The sequence below is a fragment of the Streptomyces sp. LX-29 genome (assembly GCF_029541745.1).
GTDB lineage: Bacteria > Actinomycetota > Actinomycetes > Streptomycetales > Streptomycetaceae > Streptomyces.
Genome location: NZ_CP089746.1, coordinates 5,008,353 through 5,027,778, shown reverse-complemented (window position 1 = coordinate 5,027,778; position 19,426 = coordinate 5,008,353). Strand labels below are relative to the sequence as shown.

The window sequence follows — 19,426 nt, the reverse complement described above, 5'->3', positions numbered from 1 at the left end:
AGAGTCGCCAGAGAGGCTCCCCGCCCCAGGCGGCCGGAGAGCGCCATGGGCAGGGTGGCCGGTGCGCGCCTGGAACGCGGCCGGTGCACGCCCGGAACGCGGCCGGCGCAGGCCCCGTGCGCGGCCGGTGCACGGGTGGTCGGTGCACGCCCGATGTGCGCCCGCTCGGCGGCCGAAGGGCGGCCGGTACACAGCCGATGCGGACCGGTGGGCGACCGGTGCACAGCCGATCGGCGGCCGAAGGGTGGCCGGAGCACGGACGAAGGCGCCCGAGAGCGGCCGGCGAGGCGCGGCCGATGGGCGGCCGGAGCGCAGCCCATACCCCGGCCTTTGGGCGGCCGAAGCACGGCCGGAACGCGGCCACCGGGCGGCCGTAGTGCGGCCTATAGCCCGATGCGCGGCCGACGGGCCCCGGCCCACGGCCGGTGGGTCTCCGACGAGCTGTCCGGCAAGCAGTCCGACGGGCCGGCCGGCGGGCGGTCCGACAGGCAGACCGACGGGCGGGCCGACAGACGGGCCGACAGACGGGCCGCCGGGCAGTCCGACAGGCAGACCGACAGACGGCCCGACAGTCAGTCCGACGCCGTGTTACGGGCGCTCCGCGCGCGTGACGCGGATGAGCCAGGCGTCGTGGGTCGTGCGTCCGCGGACCTCCACGCGGACGCCGTCCTGGCGGATGTCGAGGCGTTCGCCGACGCCCAGGGGGGCGTCCGCGAGCCTCGGGTAGACCGACTCGTCCGGGCACGCCTCGCTGTGGGGGTGGCCGTCGAGGACCTCGACCGGGCCGTCGCCGGAGGCGACATCGCTGCGCACGCGGTAGACGAGGACGCCCTCCGTGCACAGTTCGGCGTCGTTGCCATAGCGGGCGCGGGCCTCGATGACCAGGGCCCGGGCGGTGCCGGTGCGGACGACGACCAGCCGGGGGCGGCCCTCGGGCGCGGGGATGTCGTGCGGGTCGGGGGCGCTGACGGGCAGGAGGGCGTGCGTGGTCGCGCCCGGCTCGCGGACGCAGCGCACCTGGGAGGCGGCGAGCCAGCCCAGCTTCCACTTGTGCCAGCCGAAGGGCTCCGGGGCCAGCCCGAACTGGCTGCCCATCAGGTCCCAGTCGCCGACCCGGGTGTCCCAGTCCCCACCGCCGCCGGTCGGCCGGTGGTAGAGGTCGGGCAGGTCGAAGACGTGTCCGGTCTCATGGGCGAGCACGTTCCGGTCGGGTGGGTGGTGCTCGAAGATCGTGACGAGCCGGCGCAGCGCGGCGCCGTCCGCGCGGAGCGGGCGGTCGAAGTTGACGACCTTGGTGGCATCGGCGTCTATGCCCGGGGCGTCCGGGTCGGCGACGAGGTAGACCAGGTCGTAGCGCCCGAAGTCCACGCTCCGGTCGGCGGTGGCGATGGCGTCGCGCAGATAGGCGGTGCGGCGGTCCGGCGCCCAGTCGCGCCGTATCGCGTACGTGGTGGAGTCCCTGGGCATCTCCAGCCACCGGGTGACCGGGTGGACCCGGAGGGAGAAGCGCCCGTAGGAGGCGCGCCGGAAGAACTCCGTGGTGGCCGGGAAGTGGTCGTCGACGAGTTGCCGGGGGGTGGTGTACGGCACGGCGTCCGGGAAGCGGAGGAAGAGCATCAGCGCGTCGAGCGTGCGGGTGGGGCGGGGATAGCCCGCATGCCAGCTGTCCAGGCCCTCGGAGTGGTGCGCCGTGCTGCGCGGGAGGGCGCACGGGCCGCCCGCTCCGGCGGCCACCGCGGGAACTCCCACCACTGTCGTGGCGATCATCGCGGAGAGTGAGGTGCACATGGCCCCGGCGCGGCGCAGCCGCGACGGTCGGCCCACCCCTTCGGACACGCGCGGACGGGCCACAAAGACCTCCCGGACAGCATCGGAACCCATCGGGGCACCCCAACCACCCTCGGGCGGAATGCGGCGATGCGCCCTGTTCCACTGACCCAGTCGAGTGAAAGGGTCGGCATCCGGGTACGTAACTGACGGTCACAGTCGGTCATTGATGCAAGCGAGTCCGTGCAGAGTCGAGCAGAAACGGCCATAGAGATGATGAAGACGCTTTGGGCCTTGGTTGCACTCCTGGAACGGCCGGAGTAATAGCTTCTATGATCGCGACTTTTCCAGCGGGGATTCCCTATTCGGGCGGCGGTTCACGGCCCGCCCGACGCTCGGTGTGAGATATGCAGACGACCTGTACGAGACGGACACCACGCGGGAGCGACCGGTGAGCGGATCCCCTGAAGGCCAGGGCCCCGCGCCCCGCACCACGCCTCAGACGATCACACAACGTCATGTTCGGGCCAGCGCCACCGACCCCGGCCCGAGCGCCGCCGCCGGCCCGACCCCCGGCGACTACCGGGCGGCCTTCCACGCCGCCTGCCTCGCGATGGCCGTCGTCCACCCGGACGGGACGGTGCTGGAGGCCAACCCGGCCTTCGGCGCGCTGTTGGGCGCCGACCCGGCGCAGCTGGCGGCGCGCGACGCCGCCGACCTGGCCGACCTACGGGAGGACCCGCTCACCTGGGCCGAGTTCCGCGAGGTGCTGCGCGGCTGTCGGGACCGGCTCTGCCGCACCCGACGACTGAAACGCACCGACGGACAGGTGCTGTGGGCCGAGGTCACGGTGGAGTCGACGCCGGACGGCCGCAGCGTGCTGCTCTCGCTCGTCGACATCAGCGACCGGCGGGACCTCCAGGCGCGACTGAACCATGTGCGGCTGCACGACCCGGTGACCCGACTGCCCAACCGGGCACTCTTCTTCGAGCGGCTGGCGGTGGCCCTGGAGGAGGCCGCGGCGAGCGCGCTCCCGAACGGCCGGGCTCCGGGCGGCGGACACCCCGACGGCCGGGCTCCGGGCGCCGGGCATCCCGACGGCCGGACTGCGGGCGCCGCACATCCCGACGGCCGGACTGCGGGCGCCGGACATCCCGACGGCCGGCCGCCGGGCGGTGGACATCCGAGCGACGCGCCTCCGGGCGCTGCCGGGCTGCCGAGCGGCCGGCGTCCCGGGGGCGGCCTCCCTGACAGCCCTGGCCTCCCTGGTCTCCCCGGCAGCCCTTGCCCTCCTGGCAACCCTGGACCCCCTGGCCCCCCTGGCCCCCCTGGCAACACTGGTCCCCCCGGCAGCCCCGGCAGCGGAACGCCGGGCGGGGTGGCGCCCGGCGGTGCGCCCCCGGGCGGCGGAGCCCGGCCCGGGGAAGCGGGCGCCCCCACCGGCCCCCCGTCCGCCGGCACGGACCACCACGCCGACGCCGGCCGGCGCACCGGCCGGGTGGGCCTGTGCTACCTGGACCTGGACGGCTTCAAGGCGATCAACGACACCCTCGGCCACCGGGTCGGCGACCGGCTGCTCAGCGCGGTGGCGCAACGGCTGACCGACTGCGCGCGGCCCGGCGGCCATCTGGTCGCGCGGCTGGGCGGGGACGAGTTCGCGCTGCTGGTGGAGGACTCGCAGGGCACCGAGCAACTGTGCGACCTGGCGCGGTGCGTCCTCGCCGCGCTCCAGCAGCCGTTCGACCTCGGCGGGCACCGGCTGTCGGTCTCGGCCAGCATCGGCGTCGTGGAGCGGGCGGCCGCCGAGACCCACGCCACCTGGCTGATGCAGGCGGCCGACACCACGCTGTACTGGGCCAAGGCCGACGGCAAGGCCCGCTGGACCCTCTTCGACCCCGAGCGCAACGCCCACCGCATGACCCGCCAGGCGCTGTCCAGCGCGCTGCGTGGGGCGGTGGAGCGCGAGGAGTTCGTGCTGGAGTACCAGCCGCTGGTGGGGCTGGTGGACGGGGTGCTGCGGGGGGTGGAGGCGCTGGTCCGCTGGCAGCACCCGCGGTTCGGCCGGCTCTCGCCGAATCGGTTCATCGCACTGGCGGAGGAGAACGGCGCGATCGTTCCCCTGGGCCGCTGGATCCTGGAGACCGCCTGCCGCCAAGGCCGCAGTTGGCAGCTCACCCACCCCCACAACCCACTGGTGATGAGCGTGAACGTGGCGGTGCGCCAGGTGTGGGACTCGGATCTGGTGGCGGACGTCGCCACGATCCTCGGTCGCACCGGGCTCCCGCCCCACCTCCTCCAGTTGGAGCTGACGGAGTCGGCCGTGATGGGCTCGGCCGGACGCCCGCTGGAGGCGCTTCAGCAGCTGAGCGACATGGGCGTGGCGATCGCCATCGACGACTTCGGGACCGGCTACTCCAACCTTGCCTACCTCAGCCGTCTCCCCGTCAACACCCTGAAGCTGGACGGCTCCTTCGTCCAGGGTTTCCGCGCCGGAGCCCAGCCGAACCCGGCCGACGAGACGATCGTCAAGGCCCTGGTGGACCTGGCCCACCGGCTGGGCCAGACCGTCACCGTGGAGTGCGTGGAGAGCGCCGAACAGGCGGAGCGGCTGGCGCGCATCGGCTGTGACACCGGACAGGGATGGTTCTACTCGCGACCGGTCTCGCCGGAGCTGATCACGGCGATGATCGGCGGATGCGCGGGGTACGCGGCGGCGGTCGGCGGGGCTTGAGCGCGCCCTTCTTTTCAGGGCTCGGTCCGCCTCCGGGCACCCTGACGTGTGTGCGGAGGGCAACCCGAAACAGGGTCAAATCGGCTCTGACATCGCCCTATACCGTGTGGCCATGTCCGCGTTCATACAACAGCTCCCCGCCCTGTTGGGCGTGGTGATCGGCGCCCTCGGATCGTACGTGGCGATAACGCGCGGCGATCAGGCCCGCTTCCGTCGCGAGCAGGCCGCCCGTTGGGAGGAGCGGCGGCTGACGGCCTACGCCGACTACGCCAGGTCGCTGAAGAAGAGCGTGACCCTGACGTACCGGGTCGCGGCCCACCTCGGCAACGACCCTCATCCGCACCCCTTGTCTCCCGAGGAGGCGGCGCCGCAGCTGGCCGAGGCCGCTGAGGCCCGGGACCCGGCCGGGGAGGCCCTGTTGATGCTCGGCAGCCCGGACGTGGTGGAGAGGGCCCGCGAATGGGTCGTCGCGGTGATGGACATGGAAGGGTTCCTACGCGACCAGACCCGTAGCCCGGAAACATGGTCGGCCTTGCTCCAGCGCCAGCGCACCGCGCGCGAGAGGTACTACGCGGCGGTCCGGAGTGACCTGGCGCTCCCGCCCGGCCACTCCGGCCAATGGCGACTCCCGGCGCCCCGGACTCCCTGAGTACCCGGTGTCTCGCCGGTCCGGGAGGGGGCCGGGGGCGCTCACGTGAGCCGCTCCGTAACGGTAGTGCAACTTCGAACGATCGCCGGGCGAGGGCTGCCACGATGGGGAGCCACTCCAGCGAGATTCCAGGGTTCACGACGGCCGGGGGGCGCCGAACATGGGGGACGACGGCTACGGCCTGCTGCGCTCACGGACCTTTCAGGCGTGGGCGGGCGTCCTGGCGACGGTGATCATGGGCGTGGCCGCCATCGTGGTGCCCGACATGATCGGCTCGGATGACGACGACTCGGCGACGCACCCGCCACCGTCCTCGACCGCCCCGTCGACGGCGTCACCCCCGCCCCCGACCTCGACGCCTCCGAGCCCCTCCGCCAGCAGCGCCGAGCCGGCCTCGGCATCGCCCACCCCCTCCTCGCCGTCCCCGAGCGAGAGCGAGAGCGCGAGCGAGGGCCCGTCCGACCCGCCCACTGTGCTCGACCCGCCCTCGCCGGACTCCACGGATCCGTTCCTCGCCCTCGACGAGCACATGACCGGCGTCTACGACATCGACGTGCCGAACGCGCACTACCTGGACGTCGACGGCGAAGCGATCTCGAACGTACCGGGCCCGGCCCACGACCTCTACTACTCCACGGGCTGGCTCGCGCCGTCCTCAGGGGTCAAGCTGGGAGTCATCGACGACGCGAACGTGCCGAAGTGCTCGACGCGGGCTCGGCTCCAGCAGGGCTCCTTATACATGAACATGATGAAGCCCGACCAGAGCCTGTGCGTCCACACCAGCGAGGGCCGTTGGACGCTGCTGCAAGGGCAGTTCCTCCCCGAGGGCTCGGCGTACGCCGGAACGGTGCGGTTCCACGTGGGCTACCTCAAGAACCCGTGACCACCGGCAACTCGTAGGCGTCCGCGATCAGTTCGTACGAGCGCAGCCGGGCCTCCCGGCCGTGCCCCACCGCCGTGATCTTGATCTCGTCGACACCGGTCCGCTTGATCAGGTCGTTGAGCTGCTCGCGGACCGCGTCCGGGGTCCCGAACTCGACGTTCGCCAGCCAGCTGTGCACGAAGTCCCGCTCGATGTCGCTGAAGACGTACGCCTCCGCCTCCTCGGGGGTGGGCACCAGGCCGGGCCGCCCGGTGCGCAGCCTGAGCATGGACAGCGCGCCCGTCATCACCTGCCGCCGGGCCTCCCGCTCCTCCTCGGCGGCGAAGGCCGAGACGCCGATGGAGGCGTACGGCCGGTCCAGCACGGCGGAGGGCCGGAAGCTCTCCCGGTACAGGTCGAGCGCGGGGATGGTGTTGGCCGAGGAGAAGTGGTGCGCGAAGGAGAACGGCAGTCCCAGCATCCCGGCGAGCCGGGCGCTGAACCCGCTGGAGCCCAGCAGCCACACCGACGGCCGGTCGGCGGACTGCACGCCGCCGGGGACGGTGCCCTGCACCGGCCCGGGGATGGCGTGCACACGGGCGTAGCGGTGCCCGTCGGGGAAGTCGTCGTCCAGGAACCGCACCAACTCCGCGAGCTGCTGCGGAAACTCGTCGGCGCCCTCGCTGAGCCGGTCGGCCCGACGCAGCGCCGCCGCGGTGGCGCCGTCGGTCCCCGGCGCCCGCCCCAGCCCCAGGTCCACCCGGCCCGGCGCCAGCGCCTCCAGCGTGCCGAACTGCTCGGCGATCACCAGCGGCGCGTGGTTGGGCAGCATCACCCCGCCGGAGCCGAGCCGGATCCGCTCGGTGTGCGCGGCCAGGTGGGCGAGGATCACCGCCGGCGAGGAGCTGGCCACCCCCGGCATCGAGTGGTGCTCGGCGACCCAGAACCGGTGGAATCCCCGCCGCTCCGCCAGCCGCGCCAGGCTCACCGTCGTCCTGAGCGCCTGCGCTGCGGTCAGCCCGCTCCCGACGGTCGCCAGATCAAGCACCGACAACGGCACCGGCGCGGTGCCACGGGCCCGGCCTCGAATCGCCTCGTCCTGCTGCTCCTCGGCCACGATGGCCCGCCCCTCTCTACGCTCGGCGTCGCCGCCCGCGCGGCGTACGGAATCTGCCGTCAGCGCAACCGGAGCGAATCTCCGGTTATTCCCGGGGGGTCCGCATGGTGGGTAAGCGCTGGTGCCGGCACCCACCGAAGCGGCGGACGCGAGCCAGGGTCGGGGTGCCTACGGCTCCGCAGGTGGTGCAGCGGCTTCGCCAGGGGGCGGCCACCCGGCCCGGGTACGGGTCCAGCGGCTCGTACCCCGCCTGCTGGATCTCCCACTCGGCCCGCTCAGCGGCCGCCGCCACGTCCCAGCGGGGCGGCTTTCGCTCACCGGGCGGGAGGGCCTCCTCCGCTGGCACCGCGGAGGAAGGCCCGCCCAGGAGCAGCCCGAGGGCCATCCAGCGGGCGGTCATGTGGTCTCGCCCCGCGTCGCCCGACGGTGTGTCTGGGTGAGCTCCCGGCCGACCGCGCACGGAGCCGGGCCGTTCCGGCAGGCGGTGCACTCCGTGAGGTGGTCGAGGACGGCCCGCCACGTTCGCATGCCGCACTGAAGGTCCGAGGAGCCCGCGCGGGCCGTGACGCGTTCGGTCTCCCCGCTCATCGGGATCGACCCTCCTGCCGGGCGCGGTGCGCGGCGGCGAGTTCGGTAAACGGGTCACGGTGTGTCGGAAAGTGCAGCGCGCACTGCTCGCAGGCGTAGAGAGTGCGGCCTGCTCCACTGCCGCCGTGGACGTCGACGACGGCGACGGGCTCGGCGGTCAGCCGCTCGCAACGCAGGCAGTACTTCACCATTCCCATGGCGGCCAGCAGCGCGGCATGCAGCCGGTCGGCGTCGGTGAGACAGCGGTCAGGGCCCGGCGGCACGCGCCAGTGCGGTCCGGGGCCGTACGTACGCTCCCGAGGCGGCACGGCGACGAACGCACCCTTGCTCAGCACCCGCTGGAGCGTCCAGTCCGCGGCGGCGCCCGGCCGCACGAGCCAGTACCAGACGGCCGTGAACGGGTCGTCGATGACCGCGCCGCTGTCCGCGCCGAGCCGCTCCAGCACGAGCTCGCCGACCAGGGTGGGCACCCTCACGGCGTCCCACGCTTCCCCGGCGGGATGGGGTTTGATCTCCTGGCCGCTGTGCGGCCACCATGCCTGCTGCGCCGTCGAGGTCGTCCGTCTCCTGGTAGTCATCGCCATGGCTCCACCCTGGGGTGCACTCGCGAAGACCGTTATGCCGAAATGCGTGCGATCGGTATGCGTCGCGCGTATACCGGGGAAGGATCGCGTGTCCGACGTCGCAAGGTGGAGGGACAGGTGGGAGTGACAGAGGAGCACATCGAGTTCCGGAGCCTGGATGGCCTGCGGTTGCGCGGCACCCTGACGCTCACGGAGCAACCTGTCGGTGGTGTTGTTCTCGTCCACGGAGGTGGGGTCACCAGGGAGGAAGGCGGCTTCTTCCGGCGACTGGCCCAGGGCATCGCAGCGCTGGCGTCCATGACCGTGCTCCGATTCGATCTGCGCGGTCATGGGGAGAGCGAGGGACGACAGGAGGACCTCACCCTCATGGCCGTCGCGAACGACATCCGAGCGGCGGCGGATGTGATCACCGCCCGGACGGGGCAGCCCGGTGGAGTGCACCTCGTCGGCGCCAGCTTCTCGGGAGGCATCTCAGCCATGGCAGCCGGCGCCTACCCGGAGGTCGTAGGCCGTTTGGTGCTGCTGAATCCGCTTCTCGACTACAAGCGACGGTTCGTGGTGGAGAAGCCCTACTGGTCCGGTGATCGACTACGGCAGGAAGAGGCTCATGCCTTGCTCGCCGACGGCTTTCTGCCACATTCACCGACGTTCAAGCTGGGCCGGCCACTGCTGAATGAAGTGTTGCACGTGGTGCCAGCCGACTACCTGGGCAGGGTTCAGCAGCCCACATTGATCGTGCACGGCACAAAGGACACGTTCATCCCGGTCGAAAGCTCGCGTTACTACCTGGACCGCTTGGGCTCCGCCACGCGCCACCTCCTCGAGATCGACGGCGCCCAGCACGGGATCGCCATGCCTGACGACCCGGCTTACGAGCAACCGCAGACGCGGCAATGGCAAGCCAGCGTGGTGCGGGCCGTCGCGGACTGGCTCACGAACAGCGAGCCCCGGCTCGAAGAGCGGTGTTGAAGGCGCGCACCTGCGGATGGGCGGCCCAGGGGCTCAGGCGGTCCGAGACTCGCATCAGCTCCCGCACGGTGCGGACCGAGGACGTGGCTTCGGCCGCCCGTAGAGCGTCCAATCCCACAGTCGCCGCTTCTGCGGGCTCTCCCGCAGAAGCCAGCGTCACCGACAACAGCGCAGAGAAATAGCCGCGATCACGGTATGACAGCCCGTCTTGGTCCAATCGCTTCCGATAGACGTCGACGGCGCTTGTCGGATGACCAGCCTCGGTAAGGCAAATAGCCGTCTGCAGATCCAATGTCGCCTCGTTGTACGCCGCGCCTGTCACCTCGACATCTCCCATCGGCTGCCCGTGATCCGAGGCCAGGAGAGCGCGCGCCTCATCGAGCTTGCGTTCCACGGCGGCGACCGGTTCGCCGAGCATCGCCCAACTGCGAGCTTCCTGCTGCGCGGCCTCCGCTCTCAGCCGAGCGGGCAACGCGTAGCCGGGTTCTTGAACGGCATGCGCCAGCACGCTCATGCCGCGAGCATCGCGCGTGTCCCAGCAGCCTTGGCTCTTACGCAGCATGACGTACGCCTGCAACGGTTTGTTCTCGGCCTCCCGGGCCCACTCAATCGCCCGGTCCTGCCAATGCTCGGCCATGTCCAGTGCGCCGATATCCCGGTAGAGCCAGCCGCTGAACTCAGCTGCCAACGCCCCCACCGAGAGAAGATCCCCGCGCACGGCGGGCTTGGCATGGCTGCACAGCCTCTCCAGTGCGGCCAGCAGGCCGAGAACTGCGGGCAGTGTCGCTTTCGGTCCGCGCCGGCCGTCATCTGCCGCGAACTCCTTGAGTCGGTCGTGGAGGTATCGGACAACGTCCCGGTCCGCGTATCTACGTGCGTCATCCAATGCGGCGACGAAGTGACGTAGGTCGTCGAGGCGAAAGGAGGGCAGAGCGGCCACAGCGCGCCCCCTGGCCAAAAACGCACGCCGCTCCAGCTCTGGGAAGCGTGATTCGCCGCCGGGCGAATCCTCGGTCGGGAGTCGCTGCTCGCACGGGAGCTTGAACCAGAGGTGCTCGGAGGGGATGCCCAGAGTCTTCGCCCAGTGAATGAGCTTGTCGAGCTCCTGGGGAGCAGCGCCGTTCTCAATACGGCTCAACTGCGCCTGAGTCAGGTTCAACCACCGCGCCAGGATTCCCTGGGGCAAGACTTTCCCGTGTGCCGGATGGGTGCGGTATGCCCGGAAGACCCTACCCATGTGCCAACTGCTGAGAGCGGCGAGCATAGGGGCGCTACGCCAGAAGTCGTCATCGAGCTGGGGTGGTTCCGCCAACAGTCCTCGCAACGCTTTCCGACACGGTTCGCATACGGCCGTCGTGTTATCCCTGGCCACTGTGGCGCCGCAGCGGGCACACACCTGGCCTCGTCGGATGACTCGCACTCTGCCCTCCTCATCGCCTCTGGGTTCTCTCCGCCTCGGCGCCGCATCGCGGACCTCCTCGACCCGGCCGACCGCGCCCCGGCGCCTCGCGATGTCTCTTCAATGAACCTGGGAGAGAACCAAACCCATCCCCCCAACTCCCGGTATCACTACATCGGGTGACGGAGTGGGCTGATGCCCCACGTGTGGTGAACTGCTGCGCATGGATGCCCCGGTGATGTACCTCTTCGGCTGTGCCGCGCCTCCCGTGCACTACATCGACCACGCGATCCGAGGGGCCCAAGCGGAGGGGTGGGAGGTGTGCCTCGGGTTGACGCCGACCGCCGAAGCGTGGCTGGGGGGCCGGCTGCCGGAGCTGGCTGAACTCACCGGGCGGCCGGTGCGAAGCTCCTACCGGCAACCCGGCCAGCCCGATGTGTGGCCGCCGGCGTCTGTCGTGGTGGTGGCGCCGGCCACGATGAACACGATCAATCAGTGGGCGCTGGGAATCACGGGCACCTGGGTGGTGGGAGTCGTCGCGGAGGCCATCGGGAAGGCCATCCCCCTGGTCGCCATGCCGTGCGTCAACGAGGCGTACGCCCAGCATCCCCAGTTCGAACAGAGCCTCGCGACGCTCCGCGGTGCCCGCGTGCGAGTCCTCTATGGGCCGGGCGGGTTCGTGCCGAACAAGCCGGGGCAAGGACGGCCTGAGGCGTATCCGTGGCATCTCGCGCTCGCGGCCGCGCGGGAATCGCTGGCTACGTGAAGGGGCCAGCGGGTCTCCTCGCCCGCACCGACGAACACCGCATCGCGGAAACCCGCGTCCCGGTCGACCGCGTCCCGGCGTCCCGCGACGTCTCCTCAAAGAACCTGGAAGAGAACCAAACCCATCCCCACCCAACCCCCTTGTCACTCCATCGAGTGATGGGGTGGCAGGTGCGATCGACTGCGGAGTACGGTCGCGCCAACAACCGCAGGAATGACCCCAGAAAAGACTTCGGCCCCCGGCGGGGACGGCCATCCCCATTGCCGAGGGCCTGATCAACAGGAAGAAGCACGCTTCCCGATGACTTCAGCGCATCCTAGCGCGGGCCCCGCCGCGCGCGCCGCCCGTTCGGACTCCCTTCCGGCCCCCGATTCGGCCGCCTTCCCGACCGCCGGAGTGGTCCACGTCCGGCATCGCCACGACAGCCACTTCACCGTCGTCGGCAACCACCTCGCGCAGCATCCCCGGCTCTCCGCCGTCGCGATCGGTGTCGGTGTGTACATCCAGTCGCTGCCCGACGGTGCCCGCGTCGGGATCAAGGAGCTGACCGGCAGGTTCCGCGAGGGGGAGATGACCTTGGCGCGGGCGTTACGGGAGTTGGAGGCCGCCGGGTATCTGGAGCGGCGGCGGGAGCGGGTGAGCGGTGGGCGGGTGGTGACCCGTACGACCTTCTTCGAGCGGCCCGGAGCGGCGGGGCCGGTGGCCGAGCAGCGGGGCGCCGCCCCAAGGGCGGTTGCCGGGGCGGCGGCGGTCCGCCGGGTGCGACCGGCGCCGGCACCGCAGCGCGTGGATCTCGTCAAGCCGGCCGTAAGGCCCACCGCCGTCGTGCCCGTCGTTCCCGCCCCCTCCGGGCCGTCGGCTCGTGACGCCGCGCGGCTGTTGGCCGGGCTGCGCCTCCTGGAGCCCCGGCTGGTGCTGTCCGAGCGGGACGTACGGGAGTTGGTGCCCGCCGTGTGTCGGTGGCTGGAGCGCGGGGTCGGCGGCGATCAGGTGGCGCGCACGCTCACCGGGACGCTGCCGGCAGGCGCCATCCGTCGGCCCGCGCGGCTGCTCGCGCACCGGCTGGCCGAGTGGCTGCCACCGGTCGTTCCCGAGCTGCGTGAGCAACGCGCGGCGCGCCCCGACCCGTTCCAGACCTGCGACGGGTGCGAACGGGCCTTTCGCGCACCCGCACCCGGACTGTGTCGGGACTGTCGAGCACCCGACCGCGCTGGCCCGCGTTCACCTCTCTTCGACCTTCCCCACCCGTCAACCGCTCAGTAGCATGATCCGCCGTAATCGATCATGGGATGCCGTCCCGCGTCCCACACGAAACGGGGATCGTCACGTGAAGAAGCTCCTGAGCGCCGCCGCGGTCGCGGTGGCCGTCACCGTCGCGGCCGTCCCGGCCGCGGAGGCCGCCGGTTCCGTCAAGCTCGTCGCCGGCCCCTTCAAGACCAAGGCGAAGTGCGACGTCTACCGGAAGGGTCACTACCGCGGCCCGGACTACAAGTGCCTGTACTACAAGGCCACCCCGGACGGGGAGCTGAAGAAGGGCTGGTACATCCGCGAGTACTGACGGGCGGGGGGGGCAGGGGCCGACGGACCGCTTCGTGGGCCCCTAGCTCCCCGTTCCGGCCCGTCGAGCTCCCTGTTCCGGCCCGTCGGGCTCCCCGTTCCGGCCCGTCGAACTCCCTGTTCCGACCCGCCGAGCTCCCCGCTCCGGCCCGTCGAGCTCCCTGTTCCGGCCCGTCGGGCTTCCCGTTCCGACCCGCCGAGCTCCCCGTTCCGGCCCGCCGACCGGTCGGCGGCTACGCGGACAGCGCGCCCAGGGCCGGGCCGGTCACCGAGCGGCCCAGCAGGCGCAGACCCTCCCAGACCGTGACCTGGTTGGCGGTCAGTACGGGCTTGCCGACCGCGGCCTCCAGCTCGGGGAGCCAGGCCGCGGTGTGCAGCGCCGTGTCGGGGATGAGCACCGCCTCCGCGTCGGGGTGGTCGCCCGCGCGGGCCAGCGCCAGGACGTCCTCGCGCCCCCAGGTGGCGACCTCGGCCGCGGTGACGACGCCGCTGCCCCGCATCGCGACCACCTCCGCCCCCGCCGCCTCCAGGAACGACGTGAAGTGCGCGGCCACGTCCTCCGGATACGTCGCGGCGACCGTCACCCGCGCCACGCGGAGCGCGCGGACCGCGTGCACGAAGGCGAAGGAGGTGCTGGAGGCGGGCAGGCGCGACGCCTCCCCCAGCGCGCGGACCTGGGCGTGCGCCCCGTCCCAGCCGAAGACGAAGCTGCCGCTGGTGCAGGCCCAGACCACCGCCCGCGCGCCCCGCCGCTTGAGCCCCGCCACCCCCGCGGCCAGCCGCTCCGCCGAGCCCATCTCCAGCAGCGCGTCCACCCGGTGCGCGTCCTCGCCGATGTCGGTGTGGACGACCGGAAGCCGGGCGGCACAGCCCAGCAGCGCCTCCAGCCGCGGGTAGTCGTCCTCCGCGGAGTGGCCCGGGTAGAGGAAGCCGACCGCCGGTGGCCAGGTGTCGTTCCGGGCGCCTCCTGGTGTCATACCCTGACTCGCCTCTCTTGTCGCACCCGACGCCCGATGGCGGGCGCGAGATGTCATGTCTCGGTCTCGGGCGGCGGTGGCGGCACCGCCTCGCCCGGCTCCCCCGGCAGCGCCGCCGCCGGGTCCGGCTCCCCCGGCAGCGCCGCGGACCCCCGGTCGGCCGAGAGCGCCGCCGGGCCGCCGCGCGCATCGAAGTCCAGCAGCGCCTGGTACGGACCGACGGCATACGCGCCGATGGCGCGCAGCGCGGCCCACATCGTCACCTGGTTGGCCGACAGCACCGGCATCCGCAGCTCCGCCTCCAACTGCGGGATCACGTCGTAGGTGGGGAGGTTGGTGCAGCTGATGAAGAGCGCGTCCGCCGACCCGACCACCGCCTCCCGGGCCATGCCGACCACGTCCCGGTACGGCACCTTCCAGATGTGGCTGGTCAGCCCGAGGTAGGAGCGCCCGCCGACGGTCACGCCGGCCCCCGCCAGATACTCCTCCAGCGCGTCCGTGACCGACCGGGTGTACGGGGTGACCAGCGCGATCCGGGAGGCGCCGAGCTCGCGCAGGGCCTCCAGCAGGGCGCCGGAGGTGGTCAGGGCGGGCACCTCGCCGGCCCGTCGCATCGCCTCGCACATGGCCCGTTCCCCGGCCACGCCGCCGACGAAGCTGCCCGAGGCACAGGCGTAGGCGACGACCTCCGGGGAGACCGCGCACAGCGCCCGCACCGCCTCGTGCAGCGTCTCGTGCTCGCTGACGATCCGGGCCAGGTCCAGGCTCACCTCGACCGGGACGAACGGGGTGCGGGTCAGGTGCAGCGACACCTCGTCGGGGACCCAGCGCCACAGCTCGCGGTCGAGGGCGAAGTCGAAGGGCGCGACGACGCCCACGCCGCGCTGTGGACGCGGACCGCCCAGGAAGGAGACGTCCATGTCGGAACCCCCAGGACATGTGAGACCCCCAGGGCACGTCGGCCCTCGGACACGTCGACCCCCGGGGTGCGCGAACCCCGGGACACGTCGACCCCCGGGGCGCGCGACCCCCGGGACACGTCGGCCTCCGGGACATGTCGGACCCCTGGCACCAGGGGCGGAAGGCCCGGCGGCACAAGCCGTGTTGACGACCGTAGTGACGGGTCCCTAGCGTGGTCAATCCTCACATCTCCGGCAGTTCCGCGGTCGGTACGGGACGCTCCTCGGACGCCCCGGACCACCCGTGGTGTGGCCGGAAACCGTCCCCGACCCCGGGTCCGCGCCATGACCGAGCACCGCCTCCCCACCGTCCTCGTCTTCGGCGAGGAGCCCCCCGTCCCGCTTCCCCGACTGGTCGACCGGGCCCGGGTGCGGGTCTGCGACGAGCGGACGCTGCCGGAGCTGCTGCCGACCGCCGATGTGCTGCTCGTCTGGGACTTCGGCTCCGACGCGGCCCGCGCCGCCTGGCCGGGCGGTGGGCGGCGGCCGGGCTGGGTGCACACCGCGAGCGTGGGCGTGGACCGGGTGCTCTGCCCCGAGCTGGTCACCTCCCCGACCCTGCTGACCAACGCCCGCGGGGTCTTCGAACAGCCGATCGCCGAGTACGTGGCGGGGCTGATGCTGGCCCTGGCCAAGGACTTCCCCGGCAGCTGGGAGGCGCAGCGCCGGCGGCACTGGCGGCACCGGGAGACGCAGCGGGTGGCCGGGACGCGTGCGGTGGTGGTCGGCGCCGGGCCCATCGGGCGGGCGATCTCCGCCACCCTGGGCGCGCTGGGTGTGGCGGTCACGCTGGTGGGGCGCCGGGCGCGCCCCGACGAGGGGGTGCGGGGCGCCGCGGAGCTGGGCGAGCTGCTGCCGGCCGCCGACTGGGTGGTGTGCGCGGCCCCGCTGACCGAGGAGACCCGTGGCATGTTCGACCGGGCCGCGTTCGCCCGGATGCGGCCCACCGCCCGCTTCGTCAACGTCGGCCGCGGCCCGCTGGTGGACCAGGACGAGCTGGTGGCGGCGCTGGTGGAGCGGCGCATCGCGGGGGCGGCGCTGGATGTGTTCGTCCAGGAGCCGCTGGCGGCGGACGACCCGCTGTGGGACGTGCCGGGGCTGTTGGTCTCCCCGCACATGAGCGGCGACACGGTCGGCTGGCGGGACGAGCTGGCCCGGCAGTTCCAGGACAACTACGACCGCTGGGTGACGGGCCGGCCGCTCTTCAACGTCGTCGACAAGCGCCTGGGGTATGTGCCTGTGGAGTGACCGCCCGTGGAGTGATTCGCCGACCACCAGCCGTGGAGGGCCCGTGACCGACGCGAACGACACGCACGACCACCCCGCCGCCGACGCCGGCCACCTGGCGGGGGACGCGGAAGGCGGCGCCGCCGCCGGCGTCGAGGACGCCGTCGATCCCGCCGACCTCAGCGCGGTCCGGCTGGTCGAGCTCTACGCCGCCGGCTCCCTCTCCCCGGTCGAGGCGGTCCGCGCGGTGTTGGAGCGCGTCGAGCGGATCCCGGCCGGCGTCAACGCCTTCTGTCGGGTGGACGCCGAGGAGGCGCTGCGGCAGGCGGCGGCCTCCGCCGAGCGGTGGCGACGGGGCGAGCCCGCCGGGCTGGTGGACGGGGTGCCGGTCTCGGTGAAGGACCTGCTACCGGTGCGCGGCGCCCCGACGCTGCGCGGCTCGCGGACGGTGCGTGCCGAGGGGCGGCGCTGGGACGAGGACGCGCCCGCGGTGGCGCGGCTGCGCGAGCACGGCGCGGTCTTCGTCGGCAAGACCACCACCCCGGAGTTCGGCTGGAAGGGCGTCACCGACTCCCCGCTGACCGGGGTGACCGGCAATCCGCACGACCCGCGGCGCACCGCCGGCGGCTCCAGCGGGGGCAGCGCGGCCGCCGTCGCGCTGGGCGCCGGCCCGCTGAGCCTGGGCACCGACGGCGGCGGGTCGATCCGCATTCCCGCCTCCTTCTGCGGCGTCTTCGGTTTCAAACCCACCTACGGCCGGGTGCCGCTCTACCCCGCCAGCCCCTTCGGGACGCTCGCGCACGTGGGACCGATCACCCGGGACGCGGCGGACGCGGCGCTGATGATGGAGGTGATCAGCGGTCCGGACTGGCGCGACTGGTCGCAGCTGGCGCCGCTCGGGCCGGCCGAGGCGGGCTTCCGGGCCGCCCTCGCGTCGGGCACCGGCGCGGTGTCCGGGCTGCGCGTCGCCTACAGCCCGGCGCTGGGCGGGGCGGCCCCGGTGGCCCCCGAGGTGGCGGCGGCGGTGCGGCGCGCCGTGGAGCTGCTGGCCGAGCTCGGCGCGGGCGTGGAGGAGATCGATCCGGGTGTCACGGACCCGGTGGAGGCGTTCCACGTGCTGTGGTTCAGCGGCGCGGCGCGACTGGTGCAACCTCTGACGCCCGAGGAGCGGGAGCTGCTGGACCCCGGGCTGCGCGAGATCTGCGCCCGGGGCGCCGGGTACAGCGCGCTGGACTACCTGGCGGCGGTGGACGTACGGGCCGCGCTGGGCCAGGCGCTGGGCCGCTTCCACTCCGCGTACGACCTGCTGGTCACCCCCACGCTGCCGATCACCGCGTTCGCGGCCGGCGTCGAGGTGCCGCCCGGTTCGGAGCACACCCGCTGGACGGGCTGGACGCCCTTCACCTACCCCTTCAACCTCACCCAGCAGCCCGCCGCGACCGTCCCCTGCGGGGTGGACGCCGACGGTCTGCCGATCGGGGTGCAGCTGGTGGCGGCGCGCCACGCCGACGCCCTGGTACTGCGCACGGCGCACGCGCTGTACGCAGCGGGGGTGGCGCGCCCCTGACGTCAACCCCCCTTTGTGGGCATATCGCCATGCACATGACGAAGGTTAGGGTCACGTCCCGACAAGCGCCACAGGTTGCACCAGTGACCAGAGAGGCAGGTCGATGAAGAGCAGGAGAGCAGTGTTGCGTACGGCGACAGCCGTCGCGGGGGCCGCTGCCGTCGGAGCCGTGAGCGGTGGGACCGCCGCCGCGCGGAGTTCGATCCCCTCCGCGGCGCGCCGAGCCGACAACGTCGGCACGCGTCTGAACACCTTTCAGGACGCCTCCGGCCGCGTAACGGTGTCCGTGTTCTCGCATCGTGGCAACCCTCCCCAGCAGCACTGGATCGACAAGACCACGCTCGTCGGCGACGGGGAGATGATCGCCATCGGCGGCGGGGCCACCGCCACCGACGCCGACCCCGGGGCGCTGTTGACGGCCTCGTACCCCAACGACGACCTGTCGGGCTGGGTCGTGAGCTCCAAGGACCATCTGCGGGCGCACGCCCACGAGCTCACCTCGTATGTCATCGGTCTGAAGATCGCCGGACTCAGCCGCGCGCAGCTGCTGCGGTCGGTCTACGTCTCCCGCGCCGACAGCGGCGCCGCCCCGCACCCGGAGGCGGAGGCGGGGATCCCCTCGTCCACCGACTACGTCCTGGTCGGCGGCGGGTTCCGGGTGGACTGGCACGGCCAGGGCAACCTCGGCACCGCCTCCTTCCCCGCCACCGAGTTCTCCTGGAAGGCGCGGTCCAAGGACCACCTGGTCTCCGACCCCGCCAACATCCGCGCCTACGCCATCGCGCTCCGCCGCCACCTGCCGGTCGGCCGCGTCGACGTCGCCATCACCCGCGCCGACTCCGGTCAGACCGCCCACCCGGCCGCCGTCGCCGCGGTGGCCCCGGGCTACGCGCTGACCGGTGGCGGCGGTGACGTGCACTGGCGCGGCGACGGCAACCTGCTGTGGCGGCTGGAGCCGGCGACCTCCCGGACCCCCAGCTTCAGCGCCGCGGCCAAGGACCACCTGCGCTCCGACCCCGCCTCGATCACCGCCTACGCGCTGGGCGTCCGGATCGTCTGACCCCGCCCCGGCCGTCTCCGCCGGACCGCGCACCCGTCGGGTGCGGCGCACCCCGCCGCGCCCGGCGGGCTACACCCGACGGAACCCCAGCGTCTCGCCCCGCGCCCCGGCCCGCCACAGGTCCTGGCAGGCGTCCGCCATCCGGTCCAGGCCGTCCACGATCGCGCCCCAGACGATGCCCGGCACCCAGCCCGTGTCGCCGTTGAGCAGCAGGTTGTTGCGCTCGTAGAAGAGCGCGAGATCCACCACCCGGCTGTCGCCCCGGTGTGCCGCATCCGGCTGGTAGCCGTGTGAGGCGGTGCCCAACAGGGTGTCGGTGAAGGTGAAGTAGCACAGGTCGCCGGGGATCGGGGTGACCGTCGGGTTCTCCAGCGGCGGCTCCTGCGGCGCGAAGGACGGCAGCAGCGTGTAGATCTCGTTGCGCGCGTACTTCGCGTGGTAGACGTCACCGCCCAACGGGAGCGCGTTCCACACGGCTTCACAGGTGAGGGGCGCGCGGTCGTCCAACAGCACGGCGGTGCAGCTCACTCCGCGCTTGTCCAGCGAGATCTCGACGAAACGCTGCGGACTCGGGTGGCCGCTCATCGGCTCTCCTCCCGGTCGTTGCGGATATTCCGGACAACCCATCGTGCCCGAGCCGGCTGACA

General features: G+C 72.6%; 18 protein-coding genes. 10 read left to right on the top strand and 8 right to left on the bottom strand.

All coding sequences use genetic code 11. The annotated features are described in order from the left end of the window. Positions 1-588 precede the first annotated feature (588 nt). Entirely contained in the window at positions 589-1,767 is a 1,179-nt protein-coding gene (locus LRS74_RS21690) for a M6 family metalloprotease domain-containing protein (RefSeq protein ID WP_277742559.1), read from the bottom strand. 613 nt (positions 1,768-2,380) lie between these two features. Between LRS74_RS21690 and LRS74_RS21685 the strand changes: the two genes are divergently transcribed. From LRS74_RS21685 to LRS74_RS21675, 3 genes are all read left to right on the top strand, one after another. Beyond that, positions 2,381-4,498, top strand: a complete 2,118-nt coding sequence (locus LRS74_RS21685; protein ID WP_277744868.1) for an EAL domain-containing protein — start codon at positions 2,381-2,383, stop codon at positions 4,496-4,498. A gap of 112 nt (positions 4,499-4,610) precedes the next feature. After that, positions 4,611-5,147, top strand: coding sequence for a hypothetical protein (locus LRS74_RS21680; protein WP_277742558.1), 537 nt, complete (start codon positions 4,611-4,613; stop codon positions 5,145-5,147). A gap of 160 nt (positions 5,148-5,307) precedes the next feature. Then, positions 5,308-6,030: a hypothetical protein gene (locus tag LRS74_RS21675; RefSeq protein WP_277742556.1), complete on the top strand. Its 723-nt coding sequence runs from the start codon at positions 5,308-5,310 to the stop codon at positions 6,028-6,030. Here the strand turns inward: LRS74_RS21675 and LRS74_RS21670 are convergent. The 3 genes from LRS74_RS21670 to LRS74_RS21660 all read right to left on the bottom strand — a co-directional run bounded on the left by LRS74_RS21670 (position 6,017) and on the right by LRS74_RS21660 (position 8,292). Next, the gene (locus LRS74_RS21670; protein WP_277742555.1) at positions 6,017-7,126 is read right to left on the bottom strand and encodes an LLM class flavin-dependent oxidoreductase; all 1,110 of its coding nucleotides are present in this window, start codon (positions 7,124-7,126) and stop codon (positions 6,017-6,019) included. The genes LRS74_RS21675 and LRS74_RS21670 overlap by 14 nt on opposite strands. An 85-nt stretch (positions 7,127-7,211) precedes the next feature. After that, entirely contained in the window at positions 7,212-7,526 is a 315-nt protein-coding gene (locus tag LRS74_RS21665; RefSeq protein ID WP_277742554.1) for a hypothetical protein, read from the bottom strand. Between the two features lie 184 nt (positions 7,527-7,710). Beyond that, positions 7,711-8,292 (bottom strand): hypothetical protein, encoded by a 582-nt coding sequence (locus LRS74_RS21660; protein WP_277742553.1) that lies wholly within the window; start codon positions 8,290-8,292, stop codon positions 7,711-7,713. Positions 8,293-8,421: 129 nt separating this feature from the next. Between LRS74_RS21660 and LRS74_RS21655 the strand changes: the two genes are divergently transcribed. Next, the gene (locus LRS74_RS21655) at positions 8,422-9,267 is read left to right on the top strand and encodes an alpha/beta fold hydrolase (RefSeq protein WP_277742552.1); all 846 of its coding nucleotides are present in this window, start codon (positions 8,422-8,424) and stop codon (positions 9,265-9,267) included. On the opposite strand, the gene LRS74_RS21650 is transcribed toward LRS74_RS21655, so the two are convergent. Next, positions 9,230-10,426 carry an XRE family transcriptional regulator gene (locus LRS74_RS21650; protein ID WP_277742550.1) on the bottom strand — a complete coding sequence of 399 codons (1,197 nt, stop codon included), beginning with the start codon at positions 10,424-10,426 and terminating at the stop codon, positions 9,230-9,232. The genes LRS74_RS21655 and LRS74_RS21650 overlap by 38 nt on opposite strands. 463 nt (positions 10,427-10,889) lie before the next feature. Here LRS74_RS21650 and LRS74_RS21645 point away from each other — a divergent pair, with 463 nt between their 5' ends. From LRS74_RS21645 to LRS74_RS21635, 3 genes are all read left to right on the top strand, one after another. Continuing rightward, complete coding sequence (locus tag LRS74_RS21645; protein WP_277742549.1) at positions 10,890-11,432, top strand: flavoprotein; 543 nt, start codon at positions 10,890-10,892, stop codon at positions 11,430-11,432. Positions 11,433-11,732: 300 nt separating this feature from the next. Further along, the gene (locus LRS74_RS21640; protein ID WP_277742548.1) at positions 11,733-12,695 is read left to right on the top strand and encodes a helix-turn-helix domain-containing protein; all 963 of its coding nucleotides are present in this window, start codon (positions 11,733-11,735) and stop codon (positions 12,693-12,695) included. Positions 12,696-12,759: 64 nt separating this feature from the next. Beyond that, the gene (locus LRS74_RS21635; protein WP_144387020.1) at positions 12,760-12,990 is read left to right on the top strand and encodes a hypothetical protein; all 231 of its coding nucleotides are present in this window, start codon (positions 12,760-12,762) and stop codon (positions 12,988-12,990) included. 232 nt (positions 12,991-13,222) lie between these two features. Here the strand turns inward: LRS74_RS21635 and LRS74_RS21630 are convergent, their stop codons facing one another. Both LRS74_RS21630 and LRS74_RS21625 read right to left on the bottom strand, forming a co-directional pair. Further along, entirely contained in the window at positions 13,223-13,966 is a 744-nt protein-coding gene (locus LRS74_RS21630) for a decarboxylase (protein WP_277742547.1), read from the bottom strand. A 53-nt stretch (positions 13,967-14,019) separates the two neighbouring features. Further along, a complete protein-coding gene (locus tag LRS74_RS21625; RefSeq protein ID WP_277742546.1) occupies positions 14,020-14,886 on the bottom strand; it encodes an aspartate/glutamate racemase family protein in 867 nt (288 codons plus the stop codon). A gap of 324 nt (positions 14,887-15,210) precedes the next feature. Between LRS74_RS21625 and LRS74_RS21620 the strand changes: the two genes are divergently transcribed. From LRS74_RS21620 to LRS74_RS21610, 3 genes are all read left to right on the top strand, one after another. After that, positions 15,211-16,173: a D-2-hydroxyacid dehydrogenase gene (locus LRS74_RS21620; protein WP_277742545.1), complete on the top strand. Its 963-nt coding sequence runs from the start codon at positions 15,211-15,213 to the stop codon at positions 16,171-16,173. Positions 16,174-16,267: 94 nt separating this feature from the next. Next, entirely contained in the window at positions 16,268-17,719 is a 1,452-nt protein-coding gene (locus LRS74_RS21615; protein ID WP_277744867.1) for an amidase, read from the top strand. 286 nt (positions 17,720-18,005) lie between these two features. Beyond that, on the top strand, positions 18,006-18,779 hold the full coding sequence (locus tag LRS74_RS21610; protein ID WP_277742544.1) for a hypothetical protein: 774 nt from the start codon (positions 18,006-18,008) through the stop codon (positions 18,777-18,779). 69 nt (positions 18,780-18,848) lie between these two features. Here LRS74_RS21610 and LRS74_RS21605 read toward each other — a convergent pair whose 3' ends face one another. Continuing rightward, the gene (locus LRS74_RS21605) at positions 18,849-19,364 is read right to left on the bottom strand and encodes a DUF3830 family protein (RefSeq protein WP_277742543.1); all 516 of its coding nucleotides are present in this window, start codon (positions 19,362-19,364) and stop codon (positions 18,849-18,851) included. Positions 19,365-19,426: the final 62 nt, after the last annotated feature.

Coding starts and splice junctions, on each gene's coding strand:
- LRS74_RS21690 (WP_277742559.1), bottom strand. CDS start 1,767: ATGATCGCCACGACAGTGGTGGGAGTTCCCGCGGTGGCCGCCGGAGCG.
- LRS74_RS21685 (WP_277744868.1), top strand. CDS start 2,381: ATGGCCGTCGTCCACCCGGACGGGACGGTGCTGGAGGCCAACCCGGCC.
- LRS74_RS21680 (WP_277742558.1), top strand. CDS start 4,611: ATGTCCGCGTTCATACAACAGCTCCCCGCCCTGTTGGGCGTGGTGATC.
- LRS74_RS21675 (WP_277742556.1), top strand. CDS start 5,308: ATGGGGGACGACGGCTACGGCCTGCTGCGCTCACGGACCTTTCAGGCG.
- LRS74_RS21665 (WP_277742554.1), bottom strand. CDS start 7,526: ATGACCGCCCGCTGGATGGCCCTCGGGCTGCTCCTGGGCGGGCCTTCC.
- LRS74_RS21660 (WP_277742553.1), bottom strand. CDS start 8,292: ATGACTACCAGGAGACGGACGACCTCGACGGCGCAGCAGGCATGGTGG.
- LRS74_RS21645 (WP_277742549.1), top strand. CDS start 10,890: ATGGATGCCCCGGTGATGTACCTCTTCGGCTGTGCCGCGCCTCCCGTG.
- LRS74_RS21640 (WP_277742548.1), top strand. CDS start 11,733: ATGACTTCAGCGCATCCTAGCGCGGGCCCCGCCGCGCGCGCCGCCCGT.
- LRS74_RS21630 (WP_277742547.1), bottom strand. CDS start 13,966: ATGACACCAGGAGGCGCCCGGAACGACACCTGGCCACCGGCGGTCGGC.
- LRS74_RS21625 (WP_277742546.1), bottom strand. CDS start 14,886: ATGGACGTCTCCTTCCTGGGCGGTCCGCGTCCACAGCGCGGCGTGGGC.
- LRS74_RS21620 (WP_277742545.1), top strand. CDS start 15,211: ATGACCGAGCACCGCCTCCCCACCGTCCTCGTCTTCGGCGAGGAGCCC.
- LRS74_RS21605 (WP_277742543.1), bottom strand. CDS start 19,364: ATGAGCGGCCACCCGAGTCCGCAGCGTTTCGTCGAGATCTCGCTGGAC.